The organism is Acinetobacter sp. BWR-L5, assembly GCF_039655985.1.
In the GTDB taxonomy this organism is placed as follows: Bacteria; Pseudomonadota; Gammaproteobacteria; order Pseudomonadales; family Moraxellaceae; genus Acinetobacter; species Acinetobacter johnsonii.
On the sequence record NZ_JAGFEV010000001.1, the window covers coordinates 691,103 to 705,436 of the forward strand.

The 14,334-nt window shown below is 41.6% G+C and carries 24 protein-coding genes and 1 pseudogene; 15 read left to right on the forward strand and 10 right to left on the reverse strand.

Going from position 1 to position 14,334, the window contains the following annotated elements; translation table 11 throughout:
• Positions 1-4: 4 nt before the first annotated feature.
• The 7 genes from JZ787_RS03380 to JZ787_RS03410 form a co-directional block, all read right to left on the reverse strand.
• Positions 5-307 (reverse strand): DUF2730 family protein, encoded by a 303-nt coding sequence (locus JZ787_RS03380; protein WP_130113605.1) that lies wholly within the window; start codon positions 305-307, stop codon positions 5-7.
• Positions 300-806, reverse strand: a complete 507-nt coding sequence (locus JZ787_RS03385) for a hypothetical protein (protein WP_346311661.1) — start codon at positions 804-806, stop codon at positions 300-302. Before JZ787_RS03385 ends, JZ787_RS03380 begins: the two co-directional genes overlap by 8 nt.
• Complete coding sequence (locus JZ787_RS03390; RefSeq protein ID WP_346311662.1) at positions 803-1,309, reverse strand: glycosyl hydrolase 108 family protein; 507 nt, start codon at positions 1,307-1,309, stop codon at positions 803-805. The genes JZ787_RS03385 and JZ787_RS03390 overlap by 4 nt, the downstream gene beginning before the upstream one ends.
• Positions 1,310-1,389: 80 nt before the next feature.
• Positions 1,390-1,755 (reverse strand): Mor transcription activator family protein, encoded by a 366-nt coding sequence (locus JZ787_RS03395; protein WP_130113602.1) that lies wholly within the window; start codon positions 1,753-1,755, stop codon positions 1,390-1,392.
• Between the two features lie 74 nt (positions 1,756-1,829).
• Entirely contained in the window at positions 1,830-2,339 is a 510-nt protein-coding gene (locus JZ787_RS03400) for an Sbal_3080 family lipoprotein (RefSeq protein ID WP_346311663.1), read from the reverse strand.
• Positions 2,340-2,407: 68 nt separating this feature from the next.
• Complete coding sequence (locus JZ787_RS03405) at positions 2,408-2,941, reverse strand: hypothetical protein (RefSeq protein ID WP_346311664.1); 534 nt, start codon at positions 2,939-2,941, stop codon at positions 2,408-2,410.
• Positions 2,942-2,964: 23 nt separating this feature from the next.
• Positions 2,965-3,624: a S24 family peptidase gene (locus JZ787_RS03410; RefSeq protein ID WP_130113599.1), complete on the reverse strand. Its 660-nt coding sequence runs from the start codon at positions 3,622-3,624 to the stop codon at positions 2,965-2,967.
• Between the two features lie 99 nt (positions 3,625-3,723).
• On the opposite strand from JZ787_RS03410, the gene JZ787_RS03415 reads away from it, so the two are divergent.
• From JZ787_RS03415 to JZ787_RS03485, 15 genes are all read left to right on the forward strand, one after another.
• Positions 3,724-3,924, forward strand: coding sequence for a DNA-binding protein (locus JZ787_RS03415; RefSeq protein WP_130113598.1), 201 nt, complete (start codon positions 3,724-3,726; stop codon positions 3,922-3,924).
• 45 nt (positions 3,925-3,969) lie between these two features.
• Positions 3,970-4,107, forward strand: a complete 138-nt coding sequence (locus JZ787_RS03420; protein ID WP_165383014.1) for a hypothetical protein — start codon at positions 3,970-3,972, stop codon at positions 4,105-4,107.
• Entirely contained in the window at positions 4,104-4,397 is a 294-nt protein-coding gene (locus JZ787_RS03425; RefSeq protein ID WP_130113597.1) for a helix-turn-helix domain-containing protein, read from the forward strand. Before JZ787_RS03420 ends, JZ787_RS03425 begins: the two co-directional genes overlap by 4 nt.
• Positions 4,398-4,411: 14 nt before the next feature.
• The gene (locus JZ787_RS03430) at positions 4,412-5,299 is read left to right on the forward strand and encodes a DUF3102 domain-containing protein (RefSeq protein WP_346311665.1); all 888 of its coding nucleotides are present in this window, start codon (positions 4,412-4,414) and stop codon (positions 5,297-5,299) included.
• Positions 5,299-7,041 carry a transposase family protein gene (locus JZ787_RS03435; RefSeq protein WP_313042073.1) on the forward strand — a complete coding sequence of 581 codons (1,743 nt, stop codon included), beginning with the start codon at positions 5,299-5,301 and terminating at the stop codon, positions 7,039-7,041. Before JZ787_RS03430 ends, JZ787_RS03435 begins: the two co-directional genes overlap by 1 nt.
• A 3-nt stretch (positions 7,042-7,044) precedes the next feature.
• Positions 7,045-8,220 carry an AAA family ATPase gene (locus JZ787_RS03440; protein ID WP_313042039.1) on the forward strand — a complete coding sequence of 392 codons (1,176 nt, stop codon included), beginning with the start codon at positions 7,045-7,047 and terminating at the stop codon, positions 8,218-8,220.
• A gap of 89 nt (positions 8,221-8,309) precedes the next feature.
• Entirely contained in the window at positions 8,310-8,522 is a 213-nt protein-coding gene (locus JZ787_RS03445) for a TraR/DksA C4-type zinc finger protein (RefSeq protein WP_313042041.1), read from the forward strand.
• Positions 8,523-8,526: 4 nt separating this feature from the next.
• Positions 8,527-8,796, forward strand: a complete 270-nt coding sequence (locus JZ787_RS03450) for a hypothetical protein (RefSeq protein ID WP_346311666.1) — start codon at positions 8,527-8,529, stop codon at positions 8,794-8,796.
• 23 nt (positions 8,797-8,819) lie between these two features.
• A complete protein-coding gene (locus JZ787_RS03455) occupies positions 8,820-9,437 on the forward strand; it encodes a DUF3164 family protein (protein ID WP_346311667.1) in 618 nt (205 codons plus the stop codon).
• A 26-nt stretch (positions 9,438-9,463) separates the two neighbouring features.
• A complete protein-coding gene (locus tag JZ787_RS03460; RefSeq protein WP_346311668.1) occupies positions 9,464-9,739 on the forward strand; it encodes an HU family DNA-binding protein in 276 nt (91 codons plus the stop codon).
• Positions 9,736-9,945 carry a hypothetical protein gene (locus tag JZ787_RS03465; RefSeq protein ID WP_346311669.1) on the forward strand — a complete coding sequence of 70 codons (210 nt, stop codon included), beginning with the start codon at positions 9,736-9,738 and terminating at the stop codon, positions 9,943-9,945. The genes JZ787_RS03460 and JZ787_RS03465 overlap by 4 nt, the downstream gene beginning before the upstream one ends.
• A gap of 150 nt (positions 9,946-10,095) precedes the next feature.
• Positions 10,096-10,809, forward strand: a complete 714-nt coding sequence (locus JZ787_RS03470; protein WP_346311670.1) for a DUF2786 domain-containing protein — start codon at positions 10,096-10,098, stop codon at positions 10,807-10,809.
• The gene (locus JZ787_RS03475) at positions 10,806-11,027 is read left to right on the forward strand and encodes a hypothetical protein (protein ID WP_346311671.1); all 222 of its coding nucleotides are present in this window, start codon (positions 10,806-10,808) and stop codon (positions 11,025-11,027) included. The genes JZ787_RS03470 and JZ787_RS03475 overlap by 4 nt, the downstream gene beginning before the upstream one ends.
• A 1-nt stretch (position 11,028) precedes the next feature.
• Positions 11,029-11,241 (forward strand): hypothetical protein, encoded by a 213-nt coding sequence (locus tag JZ787_RS03480; RefSeq protein ID WP_346311672.1) that lies wholly within the window; start codon positions 11,029-11,031, stop codon positions 11,239-11,241.
• Positions 11,228-11,674, forward strand: a complete 447-nt coding sequence (locus tag JZ787_RS03485) for a regulatory protein GemA (RefSeq protein ID WP_346311673.1) — start codon at positions 11,228-11,230, stop codon at positions 11,672-11,674. The genes JZ787_RS03480 and JZ787_RS03485 overlap by 14 nt, the downstream gene beginning before the upstream one ends.
• 193 nt (positions 11,675-11,867) lie before the next feature.
• On the opposite strand, the pseudogene JZ787_RS03490 reads toward JZ787_RS03485, so the two are convergent.
• The 3 genes and pseudogenes from JZ787_RS03490 to JZ787_RS03500 form a co-directional block, all read right to left on the reverse strand.
• Positions 11,868-12,014, reverse strand: a pseudogene (locus tag JZ787_RS03490) (3-carboxy-cis,cis-muconate cycloisomerase); the annotation flags it as partial.
• 22 nt (positions 12,015-12,036) lie between these two features.
• Positions 12,037-13,242, reverse strand: a complete 1,206-nt coding sequence (gene pcaF, locus JZ787_RS03495; protein WP_346311674.1) for a 3-oxoadipyl-CoA thiolase — start codon at positions 13,240-13,242, stop codon at positions 12,037-12,039.
• A gap of 404 nt (positions 13,243-13,646) precedes the next feature.
• Positions 13,647-14,300, reverse strand: a complete 654-nt coding sequence (locus JZ787_RS03500) for a 3-oxoacid CoA-transferase subunit B (RefSeq protein WP_346311689.1) — start codon at positions 14,298-14,300, stop codon at positions 13,647-13,649.
• Between the last annotated feature and the right edge of the window lie 34 nt (positions 14,301-14,334).

Below are 14,334 nucleotides of genomic sequence, written 5' to 3' on the forward strand. Positions count from 1 at the left end.
GACCTCACATTTTTTTCTCAATTAACCAATCTTCAATCCGCTTAACACCGCCATGTACTTTCTCAATGTTGCTATTGGCAGAATTTAATTGGGTTTTAACCGTCTCGATTTGTCCTTCTAAACGCGCAATTTCGAGCTTTGAAGGCATGTCTTTTACTGCACTTTCAAGCTCAGTCACACGTAAGCGAATATCGAGCATTTCTTTTGCAGAGGCACTTTGCTTATTAATAAACCATGTGTATAAACCAAGGGCCGTCATCACCAACCATTGGGTTTCACCAAAACCAATTTTGAAAGTCTCAAACATCCTGATTCTCCGCAGGTGGTAATGCTTTAGGCTTACTTTGGTTGATAAATCGACCTAGCAATAAAGCAATACCGCCAATCACATTGATGGTGGACTGAGTATGTTCGGGCAGAGAGTCAATAAATTCAGGCGGAAGTGATGCATAAAATGCATTAATACCCACAATGGTTGCTGAACCCCAAATCGTTAGCCATTTCCAACTATCACGCCAATTAGCCACGATTAAACCTGAGCTTTTCCCACTTTCTTTGAGTGGTGAAATATTATGTGTTTGTTTAGATAGGTCATCGATTAGCTCTTGAGGATCGAGAGCACCAATATTATGAACAATGATTTTGGAGCGCTGATTTTCCATTTCTAGTTGAGTGACTTGTTCACCATGTTTGCGTTGTAATGCCTTAATATGACGTTTATGCATTACTTCTTGTTCTGCTAAGGCCGCATCAATCCGACGCTTCACTTTGACCGACTGGGGAACTTTACGTGTAATTTTTTTCATGGTGTATCTCCAGCGGCATAACGTAAATTGCTTACAACTCGACGACTCCAGCCACGACCAAAAGTATCGAAAGTTTTTAGCTTGCTATAGAACTCAAGACGTTCTGCATTAAATAAGACCAGTACGTCATCTAATGTTTTTTCGTTGATTGCGCCTAATGTGATTTTGCCGACAACACCATCATCGGCTACACCTACAGCACGTTGAAGCATGCGGATTGCATTGCCAATACCATGATTAATAGCTGCATCAAAGAGCTGAAAACCAATTGCAGAGTGATACTGAGCACATTTGGCACGTTCCCAAAATGCTTTACGGTAGATTTCTTTTGCCTGAAGGCGTGTCATTGAACGCATTGCACCGTGGTAACCATTGGCACGGGCTGTTGCGATAGTGACTCCCCAATTTGTTTCTGCACCAGGGTCTTTAGGGTGGTTTACATAACCACCTTCGTGCCCCATACAACGCTCAAATATCTGGTCGAAACCGAGTTTTTCGCCCATAAAAAAAGCCCCTAATTAGAATTAATTAAGGGCATTTTCATAGGTAACTTGGTTGCGGTCTTTTAAACTACTTTAAAACTTTAGACCTCGAATAATGAGGGTTGCATTCGGTTGCGCTCTTGTTCTGCCATTCGCTTAACAATCCGATAAATATAAACTTCAGTCAGCTTATATTTTTTAGCAAGTTCTGAATGGTTATAGCCATTAAACTCTTTATAGATTTGAATATCGCGCTCTTCAGCGTGGAAGGTATCATCTTTAATGATGTAAATAGACTGACCGCCCCAGTCTTGACTGATCTGGTACATAAGTTCATTTGATATTTGATCCGCAGTACTTGCATCAACGGCTTGAATGTTTTTTAAGAGTCGACAAGCATGGTCACGCAAATCGAGTAACAATGCTTTTCCTTGTCTACTTTGTTTCCCCAGTTCCTTTTTAGACATAACATCACCAAAACGTTACCTTTTACGGGCATTATGCTGTTTTTGTAGGCGATGTAAAGCGCTGATATGTTTTATTAATTAAGACTCTCGATTTTCTTAGGCACTAAAATCTGCTCTTGATGCGGTGCAATTAGGGGACTAGATACACCCACATTTTTTCCAGCGAACAGTTCATCAACGACAGGATTCATTTTTGTTTCCACAGATTGCCATTTCATAAGCGACAGCCCACCTTTACCTTTAAGCTTATATTCAGCATCGCCTATAGGTTGTCCATTCTTATAAATTTTTAGTTCAGCCCATGACAAATATGTAACTCCATCCCATGAACGACGAGCAGAATATTGCAATTGGTGTGTACATTTTCGTGCTTCATCCGAACTTAGAACTCTTGTTTTTACACCATGATGCTTAATTCGTTTCTCAACTACAGGGACAAAGTCATCAATAGTTACTGCTGGATTTAGAGCAATACAAATTTCATTTATGGCATTCACATCACTTGCAGCAATGGGTTTCACTTGAACACTGGTACATGCTTGTAAACCAAGAAAAACCACTGAAGTTAATATAATTTTTTTCATAATTTTATCCCCAATTTTTGTACTAAAATAATTTTTTAATAATCATGTTAAGTATGCTATCAAAGCATTTAGCTAAAGTTCATGCATGTATTTTTAGCATTTGTAGTTGCTTGGGTTGCCCCTAATAATGAGAACTCCATTACGCCATAACCTTTAAAGTTTGCAATTAAAGATTTACTATTTTTAATTCTATTTTCAAAGTCTTTTACTTCTGCACTTATGAATAAGAATTGAGAGTCTTCTTCATTCTGCAAAATAGCCTTTACTTCTATCGGCTGATGATCATCAATTTGAAACGACCCAAAAATATCTTTTTGCTCAGCATTTGCAACTGGAGCATCAAGCTTAATAATTAAATCTACAGGCATTAGTCCACAACTTTTAACAGTTGGGTACGTTAGCGTAAGAGTGGTATTTTTTCGCACATCTTCTGTTGCTGCTCTTGTCGCAACCACACGGCCCATTGCATCATCAGTAATAGCAAAACTAACCCAATCTTTAGATTTAAGAAAATTTTTTACATTGTCTTCCACATCTACTGCAAAAATATTTTGGCTGTAGATAAGCGCTGAAAATACAAGACCGTATATCACTTTTTTCATGTTAAGTCTCTGTCATCATTTAATTAATAGAAGTTCTTACTTGAATTTACTACTTTACCAATCACATCTACATCTGTTGATTCATCAAGTTTAATAGACATCGGTGGATACAGCTTATTATCAGAAATTAATAACAATGAACCATCAATCTGTCGCTGAATACGCTTTACCCATGTCATTTCACCTGAACGAATAACATAGATATGCCCATCTTGAGGATCTTTTTCAGCAGTATTCGTAAGAATGGGCTCTTTGTCTTCAATGGTTGGACTCATAGAATCACCACGTGTAATAAAGACTTTAAGATCTTTTACTGAAAACCCACGAGATCTGATCCAATCATTTCGAAAAGCCATAAAACCTGATGGTTGGTTCGGCGCACATAAAACACTACCGTGACCAGCAGAAATCATCACTTCTTCATGTACTGGAACTAAAGAAAAACCATCTGGCCCTTCACCAAGGTGAGGATTTGGTTCCCTTTTGGTTGGTGTACCAGTAACAATATAACCAATATCTGCACCCGCTGTAGCAATTGCAGCTAAATACCCCGCCTTTGGTTGAGTCAAATCTTTCTCATAGTCGATCTGACTTTTCTTGGTTGTACCTGCCAAATCAGCAAAAGCAGGCTGCGTATATCCAAGACGCTCACGCTCTTCTCTCAATCTTTGCCCAATAGTCACAAAAAACGCTCCAAATGTATTGACAGGTAACCTATTAGTTACTATTGTGTGCTTAAAGGTTCTACTTAATACACACAAAGACACACAAAGGTGACTTAAATGAAAGTTAAAACTCCCGAACAAGTCAGACAAGAATTCCTTGCGAGTGGTACTCCAGTTTCTGCTTGGGCAGCTGCAAACAACTTCACTCCGCAAGAAGTTTACAAAGTTTTAAACGGTCAATCTAAAGGGAACTTTGGAAAATCTCACAGAATTGCAGTGGCTTTAGGTTTAAAAAAAGAATCAAAAGTCACTGTTTAGTTACTTTGCACATATTTGCACATTTTCGCACATGGAGCAAGAGCAATGAAAAACGATTTATTTGCAGTAATTTTTATGTGCCTGACTTTTTTTGGTTTTGCAGGTTGGTATATGGCTGAAGCAGATAACGAAATATTACGCCAAGAACTTTCATCTTATACAGGTACTGAGGTGCGTAAATGAGCACAGTTAAATCAGCAGAAAAAGTTCTAAAAGTTCTAAAAGCATTGCGCGGTCATAGCTTACATGGCCTTAGCAACCAAGATTTAGCAAAACAACTAGATGAATCACCGTCACAAATACATCGTGCTTTACAAACTTTGATTTCAGCAGGCTTAGCCAAACAGGAAGAAAACGGCTTATTCACGCTGGGACCTGCATTCATTCAGATTGCAAAAGCACATAACGCTGAAATGGAACGTGCTAAAGCACGTATCGCTGAAATTGAACAACGTACAAACGTTGCATATTAATAATGGTGAGCCGTATGGACTTCGAACAACAAACCACAGAAATAGCAGTTTCTGAACATGCACAAAAACTAGGTGGCTTAGCGATACAGCTTGGTTATCAAGGCTCTCTAACAGTAGGTGCACTTGAAGATGAAATCCGTTTCTATCAACAACGCACTGTTGAAGCCTGCCTCGAGCTTGGTAAACGACTTATATTGTTAAAAGAAATTACTCCGCATGGAGAATTTAAACAACGTACTGAAATGCTCAATATCAATGAACGTACTGCACGTCGCTTTATGACAACTGCACTTAAGTTTAATAAAACGGACAATTTGTCCGTTTTGAAAGCCGCAGGAAATCAAACAAAATTGCTTGAATTGCTGGTGTTAGATGATGACGAAATTCAAGAGCTCAGCGATGGTGGCAGCGTAAATAATATCACTTTAGATGATATTGACCGTATGACAGCAAGCGAATTACGCAAGAAACTCCGTGAAGTTAAAGCTGATAATGTTGCAAAAGACCAACTGATCCAGAAGAAAGACAGCAAGATCAATGAACTTGATGCAAATCTTAGCAAAGCCAATAGTCCAGTAGAGATTCAAAAACGCGCTGAATCTGAAGACCAAGAGCTAGAAAAGGCGGCTCTAGAAACTATAAGCACTGAAAGTCTTATGCTTTTAAATGCGGTCATGCGCTATCAAAATGCCATCAACGGTGTATTGGATTTAGCCAATGAAAAAGGTATTCATCAACTCTTTGACCGTATTGACGAGTCAGTAGTTGCATCATATCAGCGCATTGCCCAGTTCTCACAAAACCTAGGCATTCAGATTGACTTTGAAAATATGGTCACCCCTGAATGGTTATTCCCTCAAGCAGAAGCTGCATCTAAAGCTCCTAACGCAGAGGAAGAATAATCATGTCTCTAAACTTAGCAAAACAAGACTACTTACGTGAAGTTGCGACAAAGCTCTCAAATGCTGAGTTTGGGGCAAAAAAGAACATCGCAGAAACAGCATGCAAACACTTACAGATTAGCAATGCTCAGCTTTACCGCGAACTAGAAACTGTAGGTTACAAGTCTGGGCGTAAACAACGTTCTGACAAAGGCAAAACAGTAGTGACGCAGGAAGTAGCTGAGCTTGTAGGCGGAATGGTGTTGGCAGCAACCAGCAAAACAGGGAAAAAGCGCATGCCGATTAATCTTGCTTTAGAAATTGCAAGTGATAGTGGCAAGGCACCAAAAGTTTCAGCAGCGACCATTAGTCGCGCCATGAAACAGTTCTTTTGCCACCCTACGCAATTGACTACACCATCAGCACACCAGCAACAACGATCATTACACCCAAATCATGTTTGGCAATGTGATGCTTCGATTTGTGTGGTGTTCTACTTACCTAAGTCTGGCGTATGTGTGATGGATGAACGTCAGTTCTATAAAAATAAACCAGGCAACATTAAAAAAATTGAGAAAGAACGTGTGGTTCGCTATGTCATTACTGACCACACATCAGGATCAATCTATTTTGAATATGTATGGGGAGCCGAAAGTAGTGAAAATCTGACCAACATATTTTTAAATGCGATTCAAAAACGTAGCTTGCAAGAACCGTTGCATGGTGTGCCTTTCATCTTTTATGTAGACCAAGGCTCTGCCAATACATCAGGTTTATTCAGAAACTTGCTTGAACGTTTAAATGTCGAATTTATTGCCCATGCAACGCATAACAGCCGTGCAAAAGGTCAAGTTGAGCAAGCGAATAATTTAATCGAAACCCAATATGAATCAACACTCACATTCAAAACGATTAATAGCTTGGATGAGTTGAATGCTGATGCTGCCAAATGGCGCATCATGTTTAACGAAACTAAAGTTCACAGCCGTACTAAACGGACTCGCAACCAAGTTTGGCAAATGATTCGCCCTGAGCAGTTGCGTATTGCTCCTACATTAGAGCTGTGCATGGAATTAGTGAGCACGGCTCCAATTGAACGGACAGTTAAAGGTGATTTAACGGTTCAACATACGATTAAAGGTTATGGCGAAAACTTCTATAGCGTGAAGCATATTCCAAACATTTATGTCGGTGCAAAAGTCGATGTGGTTGTAAATCCATACCGCGCACCTGACATTGATGTGTTGATGCATAACGAGCAAGGCGAACAAGTTATTTATACCTGTGAGCCAGATCAGTACGACATTTTTGGACAATTGGCAGAATCACCAGCGATTGGTGAAGACATCCAAAGCATGCCTGATAGTCAAATTGATAAATCTCGCAAGCGCATACAGAAACAAGCTTATGGCGCTGATACACAAGCAGAAGTCGACAAAGCAATCAAGAAACGTACTCCAGCGTATCAAGGTCAAATCGACCCGAATGCACATGTGACTAAACATCACATCCCTGAGTACTTGCCTAAAGCTGGTGAACAAATGACAACAGCCAACCAACGTCGTGAGGTTGCCCCACTTAACTATATTCAAGCAGCCAAAGCCATCAAAGGTTTTGTTGGGGATGCATGGACTGCTGAATATATGAGCATGCTTAAAACAACATATTCAGATGGGAATGTTCCACAAGCTGATATTCAGTTCTGGGTTGACCGAATTCAATCTGCAAGTAAAAAACCGAAATTAAAAGTGGTTGGAGAGTGATCGATGAGCGCACTAAAAAAATTGCTGAAAGATAACGATATTTCGCAAAGCTCTCTTTGCAAACCACTGGGAGTAAGTACAGCAACCGTCAATCTTTTTATAAATCATGGTCAACGACCAAAAAAGAACCCTGAACAATTCCAAGCGAAGTTCATTGAACTTCTTGAAGCAAAAGGAATTGCCGCAGATCAAATCCAACAAGCATTAACTGCTGCACCCGAAGCTGAAAACGACCAAGCCTCAGCGGGTGCAGCAACTCAACACGAGGAAGAGCAACTTATGCTACTACGCAAACAAACCCTAACACCAGCAGCTAAAAAACAATTCATGCTGTTTAAGAACATTTTTACGGAAAATATCCGTAGTTCTGAAGAACTTTTCAACAACAGCGACATTAACTATGTGCGTGAAAGCATGTGGCAAGCTGCTAAAGGTAATACTTCTTTTATTGCAGTGGTTGGACAGTCTGGCTCAGGCAAAACGACCTTACGTGAAGAGCTTCATGATCGTATTGAGCGCGAACGCGAGCCTGTCATTTTGATCGAACCCTATGTTTTAGCCACTGAAGATAATGATGCTAAAGGCAAAACACTAAAATCACTTCATATCGCTGAAGCAATTTTGTCAGCACTTGCACCAAGCACTAATGCAAAACGTTCACCTGAAGCACGTTTCCGCCAAATTCATAGCTTGCTTAAAGAGTCGAGCCGTGCAGGACACCACCACGTGCTTATTATTGAGGAAGCCCACAGTCTTCCAATCCCAACTTTGAAGCATCTTAAACGTTTTATTGAACTTAAAAATGGCTTCACACCACTTCTGAGCATCATCCTGATTGGTCAAGACGAACTTAAGCTCAAGTTGGCTGAAAACAATCAGGAAGTCCGTGAAGTTGTACAGCGCTGCGAGATTGTCACCCTCGAACCTTTTACCCAAACCACGCTGGTGGATTACCTGCAACATCGTTGCAAAGCAGCGGATCGCAAGCTGTCTGAATTTATTGATGAATCTGGTTTAGATGCTATTTGCACAAAACTGACCCGCAATGTAGGCCGTAAAAACCAACATGAAAGTTTGTTGTACCCACTTGCAGTTGGCAACCTTTTAACAGGCGCATTAAACGCAGCAGCAGAACTTGGCTCAGATGTCATTACTGGTGACCTGGTCATGGAGGTCTAACATGGCTTTTACCTTAACCAACGTCATGCTGATCAACTGCCCAATTTATCTTTTATGCACTGCCTTTGTAGCAGTACTTGGGGGATGTAATGGCTGATTTTGCAGACGTAGCTAGTGCAATCACTGAAGAGTATTTACAGAAATCACTTGAAGGACGCTCTCAGTTCAACGCTACCAGTAACTTTGAATGCGAAGACTGTGGTGTAGAAATTCCAGCACAGCGTAGAACCCTTGGTGGTGTAACTCGCTGTATAGACTGTCAAACATGTGTTGAATCACAAGCTAAACATTTAAGGGGCTAAAGCCATGAATTTAAGACATCCACAATGCCGAGGAAAAATAGAGCGCTTTGTTCATCTTTTTAGAAAAACAAAAGAGTATGCGGAGCTAAACAAACACTACCCAGAGTTTGAAATTTTTGAAGAAACCCAAGGCAAGTTTGAACTGGAGGTTGTACAAGCGGCCTTTAATAAATGGGCTAAACAGCAAGCGGCAGATCGTAAACGTGCTGAGTTTACTAAGAATTTAAATCAGTTGATCAGCAACGATTATGTATTGGTCCGCAAACGTACTTAAACAATGAAGTAAGGAAAAAGAATATGAACGCACAAACCCAAATCCCCGAAGGCTACCGAGCTGATAGCAAAGGTCGCCTAGTACCAATAAGCAGCATCAAACCGATTGATGTTGAGCGTGATGCAGTTGTCAGCAGCTTGATTGGCAAAGTCAAAGCAACACGTCAAATGTTGAAAGATTTTAAGGCTGTTGCTTTTGGTGATATCGAAGCGTTTATTGACCTTTCACTTGAGCAATATGGTGCTCAGGTTGCGGGTAATAAAGGCAATATCACGCTGTATAGCTTCGACGGTCAATTCAAAATTGTACGTCAAATTCAAGACTCCATTCGCTTTGATGAACGCCTTCAGGCAGCCAAAGTTTTAATTGATGAATGCATTCAATCCTGGTCTGTTGGTTCAAATGATCACATCAAAACCTTGATCAATGACGCTTTCCAAGTTGACCGTGAAGGCAAGATTTCTACAGGTCGCGTCCTTGGTCTACGTCGCCACAAGATTGACGATCCGAAGTGGATTAAAGCAATGGAAGCCATTGGCGACAGTATCAACATTGTTGATAGCAAAAGTTATGTGCGTTTTTACGAACGCGATAAAGACGGTAAATACCAACCCATTTCGCTTGATTTCGCAAGCGTTTAAACCCCAACCCCGAAAAGGAAAAAACCATGACTAAATCTGAACTTATCAAACAAATTGCTGAACGCGCTGAATTAACTCAAGCCAAAGCAGCCGAGGCACTTCAAGCATTCGAGGCTGTTGTAACTGATGAGCTATCTAAGGGTGGCGAAATTGCATTAACAGGTTTTGGCACATTCAAAGTGACTGACCGTGCTGCGCGTGCAGGGCGCAACCCTCAAACAGGTGCAGAGATTCAAATTGCAGCATCAAAAGTTCCAACATTCAAAGCTGGTAAAGCACTTAAAGAGGCGGTGAATAAATGAAATTTAAAGTCGAAGTAACAAAGGTTTATGTACAAACCCACATTGTTGAAGCTGACGATGCAGATCATGCTAAAGAAATTGGTTCTGAAATATCAGATTTCATGGAAGCTAATCATACAACTTTCTTTGAAGGTACACGCACAGCCTCTCAAGTAGATGATGCAAATGAAGTGACATACAAACCCGAACAAGACTATCTGAAATAAGAGAAACACAGGCTAAAGCCTGAATTGCCAAAGGTCCCGCCATTTGGCGGGATTTTTTTAACCCAAATTTTAGGAAATGCAAATGATCACACGTGAAGATTTAGAAAAATTACCACCCGAAGTTGTTCAAAGTATTAAGGAGATATCGTAATGAGCATGACACGAGAAGAAGCTATTTTAAAAATCAAAAAGTGTTTGGCATTGGCAAAATCAGCAAATGAAAACGAGGCTGCGATTGCATTACGTCAAGCACAAGCATTGATGCGAGAGTTCCAGATTGATCCTGATTTGCTCGATATTGTAGAAGCAAGTTGTGATAGCAAGGCGACTAAAACTCCACAAGCTTGGGAAGCTAGTTTAGTTTTGCTGATTGCTAGAGCAATGCAATGTAAACCTATTTTCAGTTCTGGTAGTAGCGCATGGGGAATCAAGGCCTCATGGACATTTATCGGTGTCGATCCAGCACCTGAAGTTGCCTCTTATACATTTGACGTACTTTATCGCCAAGTCATTCGATCGCGAAAGAACTTTATTGAAACAACTTTAAAACGTGTCACTGTCAAAAAAAATAAAGTACGTCGTGCAGACCTATTCTGTGAAGGCTGGGTAGATTCAGTTAAGCATTTAATTACTGGCTTAGATATTGAAACACCCGCCAACACAAAAGATCGCATCATCAAGTATATGAACCAGACTCATTCAAAACTTGGATCATTCACGCCTAAAGATCGTAATAAAGGCAAAGCATTAAATGATCGTGCAGCCAATGACTATCATGCAGGCAAACAATCTGGAAAATCAGCACAGCTTAATCAAGCCATGAATGGTGGCAAACAATATGAGCGTATTGGAGGCTCATCATGACTGAGTTAATGAATTGGCTAACAGTACTTGCATATTTTGCAGTTTTCTTAATGGGGCTAGTGGCCTGTTTTAAGGATGCAAAACTTGCTTGGATCACATTCAATAACAGTGGTCTAACAATATTTGAAAAACGTGCATATAAGCTAAAAGCTGGTGCTTCACTAGCATTGGCATTTCTTGCAATTTTAGGTTTATTCCACGCAATGGCGGGAGTTTGATATGGGGACTTTCATTCTAGGTTTCATAATTGCGTGGCTTTGGTCAGACTCAGTTGCTCACAATAAAATTGCCGCAGAATGTGAACGACTTGGTGGTTTCTTTGTTGGTTCTAAAACATATAAATGCTATGCCGTAATTGACCAAAAGATTGATACATCCGTACCACCATCAATTTTAGAAGCCCAGCGAGGTGAAAAAGATGAAGTTCAATAAAAAATCCAAGCTTATTCAGCTCATTCATGTCGGTAAAACTCAGCTTGGTCTTGATGATGAGCTTTATCGTGAAGTACTTGAAAGCTGTACAGGTAAAACCAGCTCTAAAGACATGACGATCCAACAGCTTGATGCAGTTCTGAATCGTCTTAAACAGCTCGGTTTTTCTGTTGAATCTAAGAATAAGTCTGGCGTAAATAACCTTGCAAGCGACCCACAAAGCCGCCTTATACGCCATCTATGGCTTGAATTGTATAACGCAGGCCAAGTTCGAAACGGAAGCGAGAAAGCCTTGGCTAAGTTTGTAGAAAATAAGGTCAGTGTAAGTGCATTACAGTTTTTAAGCAGCCATCACGCAGATATGATCATCAACCACCTACGCAGCTGGTGCAAACGCTGTGGTATCGAAAGAATCACTCCAACAGACGGGTAATAAAAATGGCTGCCATGGATTAAACCATCGGCAGCCAAATTTTTCCCCAAACTCTATTGCAACATACGCAAAAACATTTCAAAATCTATCCCAATAAATCCTAACTTATCCCTCAATATCCCACAATTATCTCAATATTCTTTATTACTTATCTTATTTGTATTCAAGTTGCTGCAATGTTTGAAATTGCTCTTGCCGCAGATTCTGGAATGACACCGACTTGAGCCTGTGCTTGTGCCAAGGCAACTTCCACCTCAATCATGTATGACACCAATGCGCGATCACTGAAAATTTCAGTCACCACGTTTTGGTAAAATAAGCTGGCATATAACTGGCTCATGATCGCTATCCTTAACTCTGCTTTAAACGCGCTGAATAATCATTGCAATGCCTTGACCGACCCCAATACACATTGAACATAGCGCATAGGTTCCACCCGTTTGTTCTAACTGGTTTAGAGCAGTGGTGACTAAACGTGCACCCGATGCACCCAGTGGATGACCAATCGCAATTGCACCGCCATTTGGATTCACTTGTGTGGTGTCATCTGCCAGACCTAAATCACGAGTAACGGCCAGTGCTTGTGCCGCAAAGGCTTCATTCAGTTCAATCACATCCATCTGCTCGATTGTGAGATTGGCTTGCTTCAGTAATTTCTTGATCGCAGGCGCAGGTGCAAAACCCATAATGCGTGGTTCTACACCCACTGCTGTTGAGGCAATAATTTTGGCACGCTGTTTAAGTTGGTACTGTTTAACCGCTTGTTCCGAAGCGATCAGTACAGCAGCCGCACCGTCATTGATGCCTGACGCGTTTCCCGCTGTGACGGTGCCTTCTGCTGTTACAACTGGCTTCAGTTTTGCCAAAGCTTCTAATGTGGTCGATGCACGTGGATGTTCATCTGTGTCGATCACAATCGGATCACCCTTACGCTGTGGAATATTCACAGCGATGATCTCATGCGTAAAAAAGCCTTGAGCTTGCGCGGTTGCGGTGCGCTGTTGACTCGCCAAGGCAAACTGGTCTTGATCTGCGCGATCAATATTAAATTGTTGTGCCACGTTTTCAGCGGTTTGTGGCATAGTTTCGACGCCATACATGGCTTTCAGCTTCGGATTGATAAAACGCCAGCCCATGGTGGTGTCTTCAATCTTTTGGCTACGCCCATAAGCTGATTCCGATTTACCCATCACAAAGGGCGCACGCGACATGCTTTCCACACCGCCCGCGATAATCAGATTGGCTTCACCTGCTTTAATCGCACGTGCTGCAATGGCAATGGCATCTAAAGATGAACCACATAAACGGTTGATGGTGGTCGCTGGAACTTCAACGGGTAAACCTGCCAATAAGGCCGACATACGTCCGACATTACGGTTATCTTCACCGGCTTGGTTGGCACAGCCGTAGATCACATCATCCACCTGTGTCCAGTCCACGCTGGGATTACGTTGCATTAAGGCTTGAATCGGGACTGCACCCAAGTCATCGGCACGGACTGGGGCTAAACCCCCAGCATAACGACCAAATGGGGTACGGATGGCATCGATAATATAAGCATCTTTCATTCTTACATTTCCATATTAAAATCTGTTGCTGTCACTGCCACAACTGCTGGGTGGATTCATTCTGCCTTTGCGTAGGCAATGCCTCACTTTTGACTGGGCAAAAGTGACAAAACCCTGTGTTACTCAGACACAACATCCCTGTTGTGCTGAGCAACGCGGCGACATCCATGTCGCCAGTCACGGTAGCAATTCTCAATTTACATTCGAATATGTGAAAATCTCGATCTGAGGTTTTCCCATAAGCATTTCTCGGTGGCGGCATGGATGCCGCCTGTTGGACTGTGGTATATGGATATACCATCAGTCCAACAAGGGATTTTTGTTACTTTTTATCCCTAAAAAGTAAGGCATTGCCTATACAAAAAGCTTTTAGAACATGAGCAAAATGTGCGGCAGTGTTGGTTTCATGGATGAGTCGCATCAATCAGCGGAGCACCCGTCATTGCCTGCAATTCTGCAAAGCTTAAGCCATCCACTTTTTCAAGCACTTTTAAACCTTCAGGCGTAACATCAATCACACACAAGTCGGTATAGATGCGGTCTACACATTTCAAGCCTGTTGCTGGATAAGTCAGTTCCGCCACGATCTTCGGTTCACCTTGTTTGGTCACATGGTCTGTGGTGATAAAGACTTTCTTGGCACCAACAGCTAAGTCCATCGCACCACCGACAGCAGGAATCGCATCCGGTGCACCCGTGTGCCAATTGGCCAAGTCACCATTGGCTGCCACTTGAAAGGCACCTAATACTGCAATATCTAAGTGACCACCCCTCATCATGGCAAAAGAGTCACCATGATGGAAAAAGGCACCGCCTTGCAACATGGTCACATATTCCTTACCAGCATTGATCAGCTCAGGATCTTCTTCACCTGCCGCTGGCGGTGGACCAAAAGCCAACAAGCCATTTTCAGAATGTAAGAACACATCTTTGTCGCTTGGAAGGTAGCTGGCAATCTTGGTCGGTAAGCCAATCCCAAGATTGACATAAGCCCCATCTGGAATATCTTGTGCGACACGTTCTGCAATCTGATTGCGGCTGAGTTTTTGATAGCTCATGATGTTCTCCCGATTACACAGCAACAGGTTCAGG

Excerpts from the sequence above, each read along its gene's own strand:
- pcaF (WP_346311674.1), bottom strand. The coding sequence starts at position 13,242 with ATGAAAGATGCTTATATTATCGATGCCATCCGTACCCCATTTGGTCGT.
- JZ787_RS03390 (WP_346311662.1), bottom strand. The coding sequence starts at position 1,309 with ATGGGCGAAAAACTCGGTTTCGACCAGATATTTGAGCGTTGTATGGGG.
- JZ787_RS03450 (WP_346311666.1), top strand. The coding sequence starts at position 8,527 with ATGAATTTAAGACATCCACAATGCCGAGGAAAAATAGAGCGCTTTGTT.
- JZ787_RS03385 (WP_346311661.1), bottom strand. The coding sequence starts at position 806 with ATGAAAAAAATTACACGTAAAGTTCCCCAGTCGGTCAAAGTGAAGCGT.
- JZ787_RS03415 (WP_130113598.1), top strand. The coding sequence starts at position 3,724 with ATGAAAGTTAAAACTCCCGAACAAGTCAGACAAGAATTCCTTGCGAGT.
- JZ787_RS03430 (WP_346311665.1), top strand. The coding sequence starts at position 4,412 with ATGGACTTCGAACAACAAACCACAGAAATAGCAGTTTCTGAACATGCA.
- JZ787_RS03465 (WP_346311669.1), top strand. The coding sequence starts at position 9,736 with ATGAAATTTAAAGTCGAAGTAACAAAGGTTTATGTACAAACCCACATT.
- JZ787_RS03475 (WP_346311671.1), top strand. The coding sequence starts at position 10,806 with ATGACTGAGTTAATGAATTGGCTAACAGTACTTGCATATTTTGCAGTT.
- JZ787_RS03380 (WP_130113605.1), bottom strand. The coding sequence starts at position 307 with ATGTTTGAGACTTTCAAAATTGGTTTTGGTGAAACCCAATGGTTGGTG.
- JZ787_RS03470 (WP_346311670.1), top strand. The coding sequence starts at position 10,096 with ATGAGCATGACACGAGAAGAAGCTATTTTAAAAATCAAAAAGTGTTTG.
- JZ787_RS03420 (WP_165383014.1), top strand. The coding sequence starts at position 3,970 with ATGAAAAACGATTTATTTGCAGTAATTTTTATGTGCCTGACTTTTTTT.
- JZ787_RS03485 (WP_346311673.1), top strand. The coding sequence starts at position 11,228 with ATGAAGTTCAATAAAAAATCCAAGCTTATTCAGCTCATTCATGTCGGT.
- JZ787_RS03445 (WP_313042041.1), top strand. The coding sequence starts at position 8,310 with ATGGCTGATTTTGCAGACGTAGCTAGTGCAATCACTGAAGAGTATTTA.
- JZ787_RS03460 (WP_346311668.1), top strand. The coding sequence starts at position 9,464 with ATGACTAAATCTGAACTTATCAAACAAATTGCTGAACGCGCTGAATTA.
- JZ787_RS03405 (WP_346311664.1), bottom strand. The coding sequence starts at position 2,941 with ATGAAAAAAGTGATATACGGTCTTGTATTTTCAGCGCTTATCTACAGC.
- JZ787_RS03400 (WP_346311663.1), bottom strand. The coding sequence starts at position 2,339 with ATGAAAAAAATTATATTAACTTCAGTGGTTTTTCTTGGTTTACAAGCA.
- JZ787_RS03480 (WP_346311672.1), top strand. The coding sequence starts at position 11,029 with ATGGGGACTTTCATTCTAGGTTTCATAATTGCGTGGCTTTGGTCAGAC.
- JZ787_RS03425 (WP_130113597.1), top strand. The coding sequence starts at position 4,104 with ATGAGCACAGTTAAATCAGCAGAAAAAGTTCTAAAAGTTCTAAAAGCA.
- JZ787_RS03455 (WP_346311667.1), top strand. The coding sequence starts at position 8,820 with ATGAACGCACAAACCCAAATCCCCGAAGGCTACCGAGCTGATAGCAAA.
- JZ787_RS03500 (WP_346311689.1), bottom strand. The coding sequence starts at position 14,300 with ATGAGCTATCAAAAACTCAGCCGCAATCAGATTGCAGAACGTGTCGCA.
- JZ787_RS03440 (WP_313042039.1), top strand. The coding sequence starts at position 7,045 with ATGAGCGCACTAAAAAAATTGCTGAAAGATAACGATATTTCGCAAAGC.
- JZ787_RS03395 (WP_130113602.1), bottom strand. The coding sequence starts at position 1,755 with ATGTCTAAAAAGGAACTGGGGAAACAAAGTAGACAAGGAAAAGCATTG.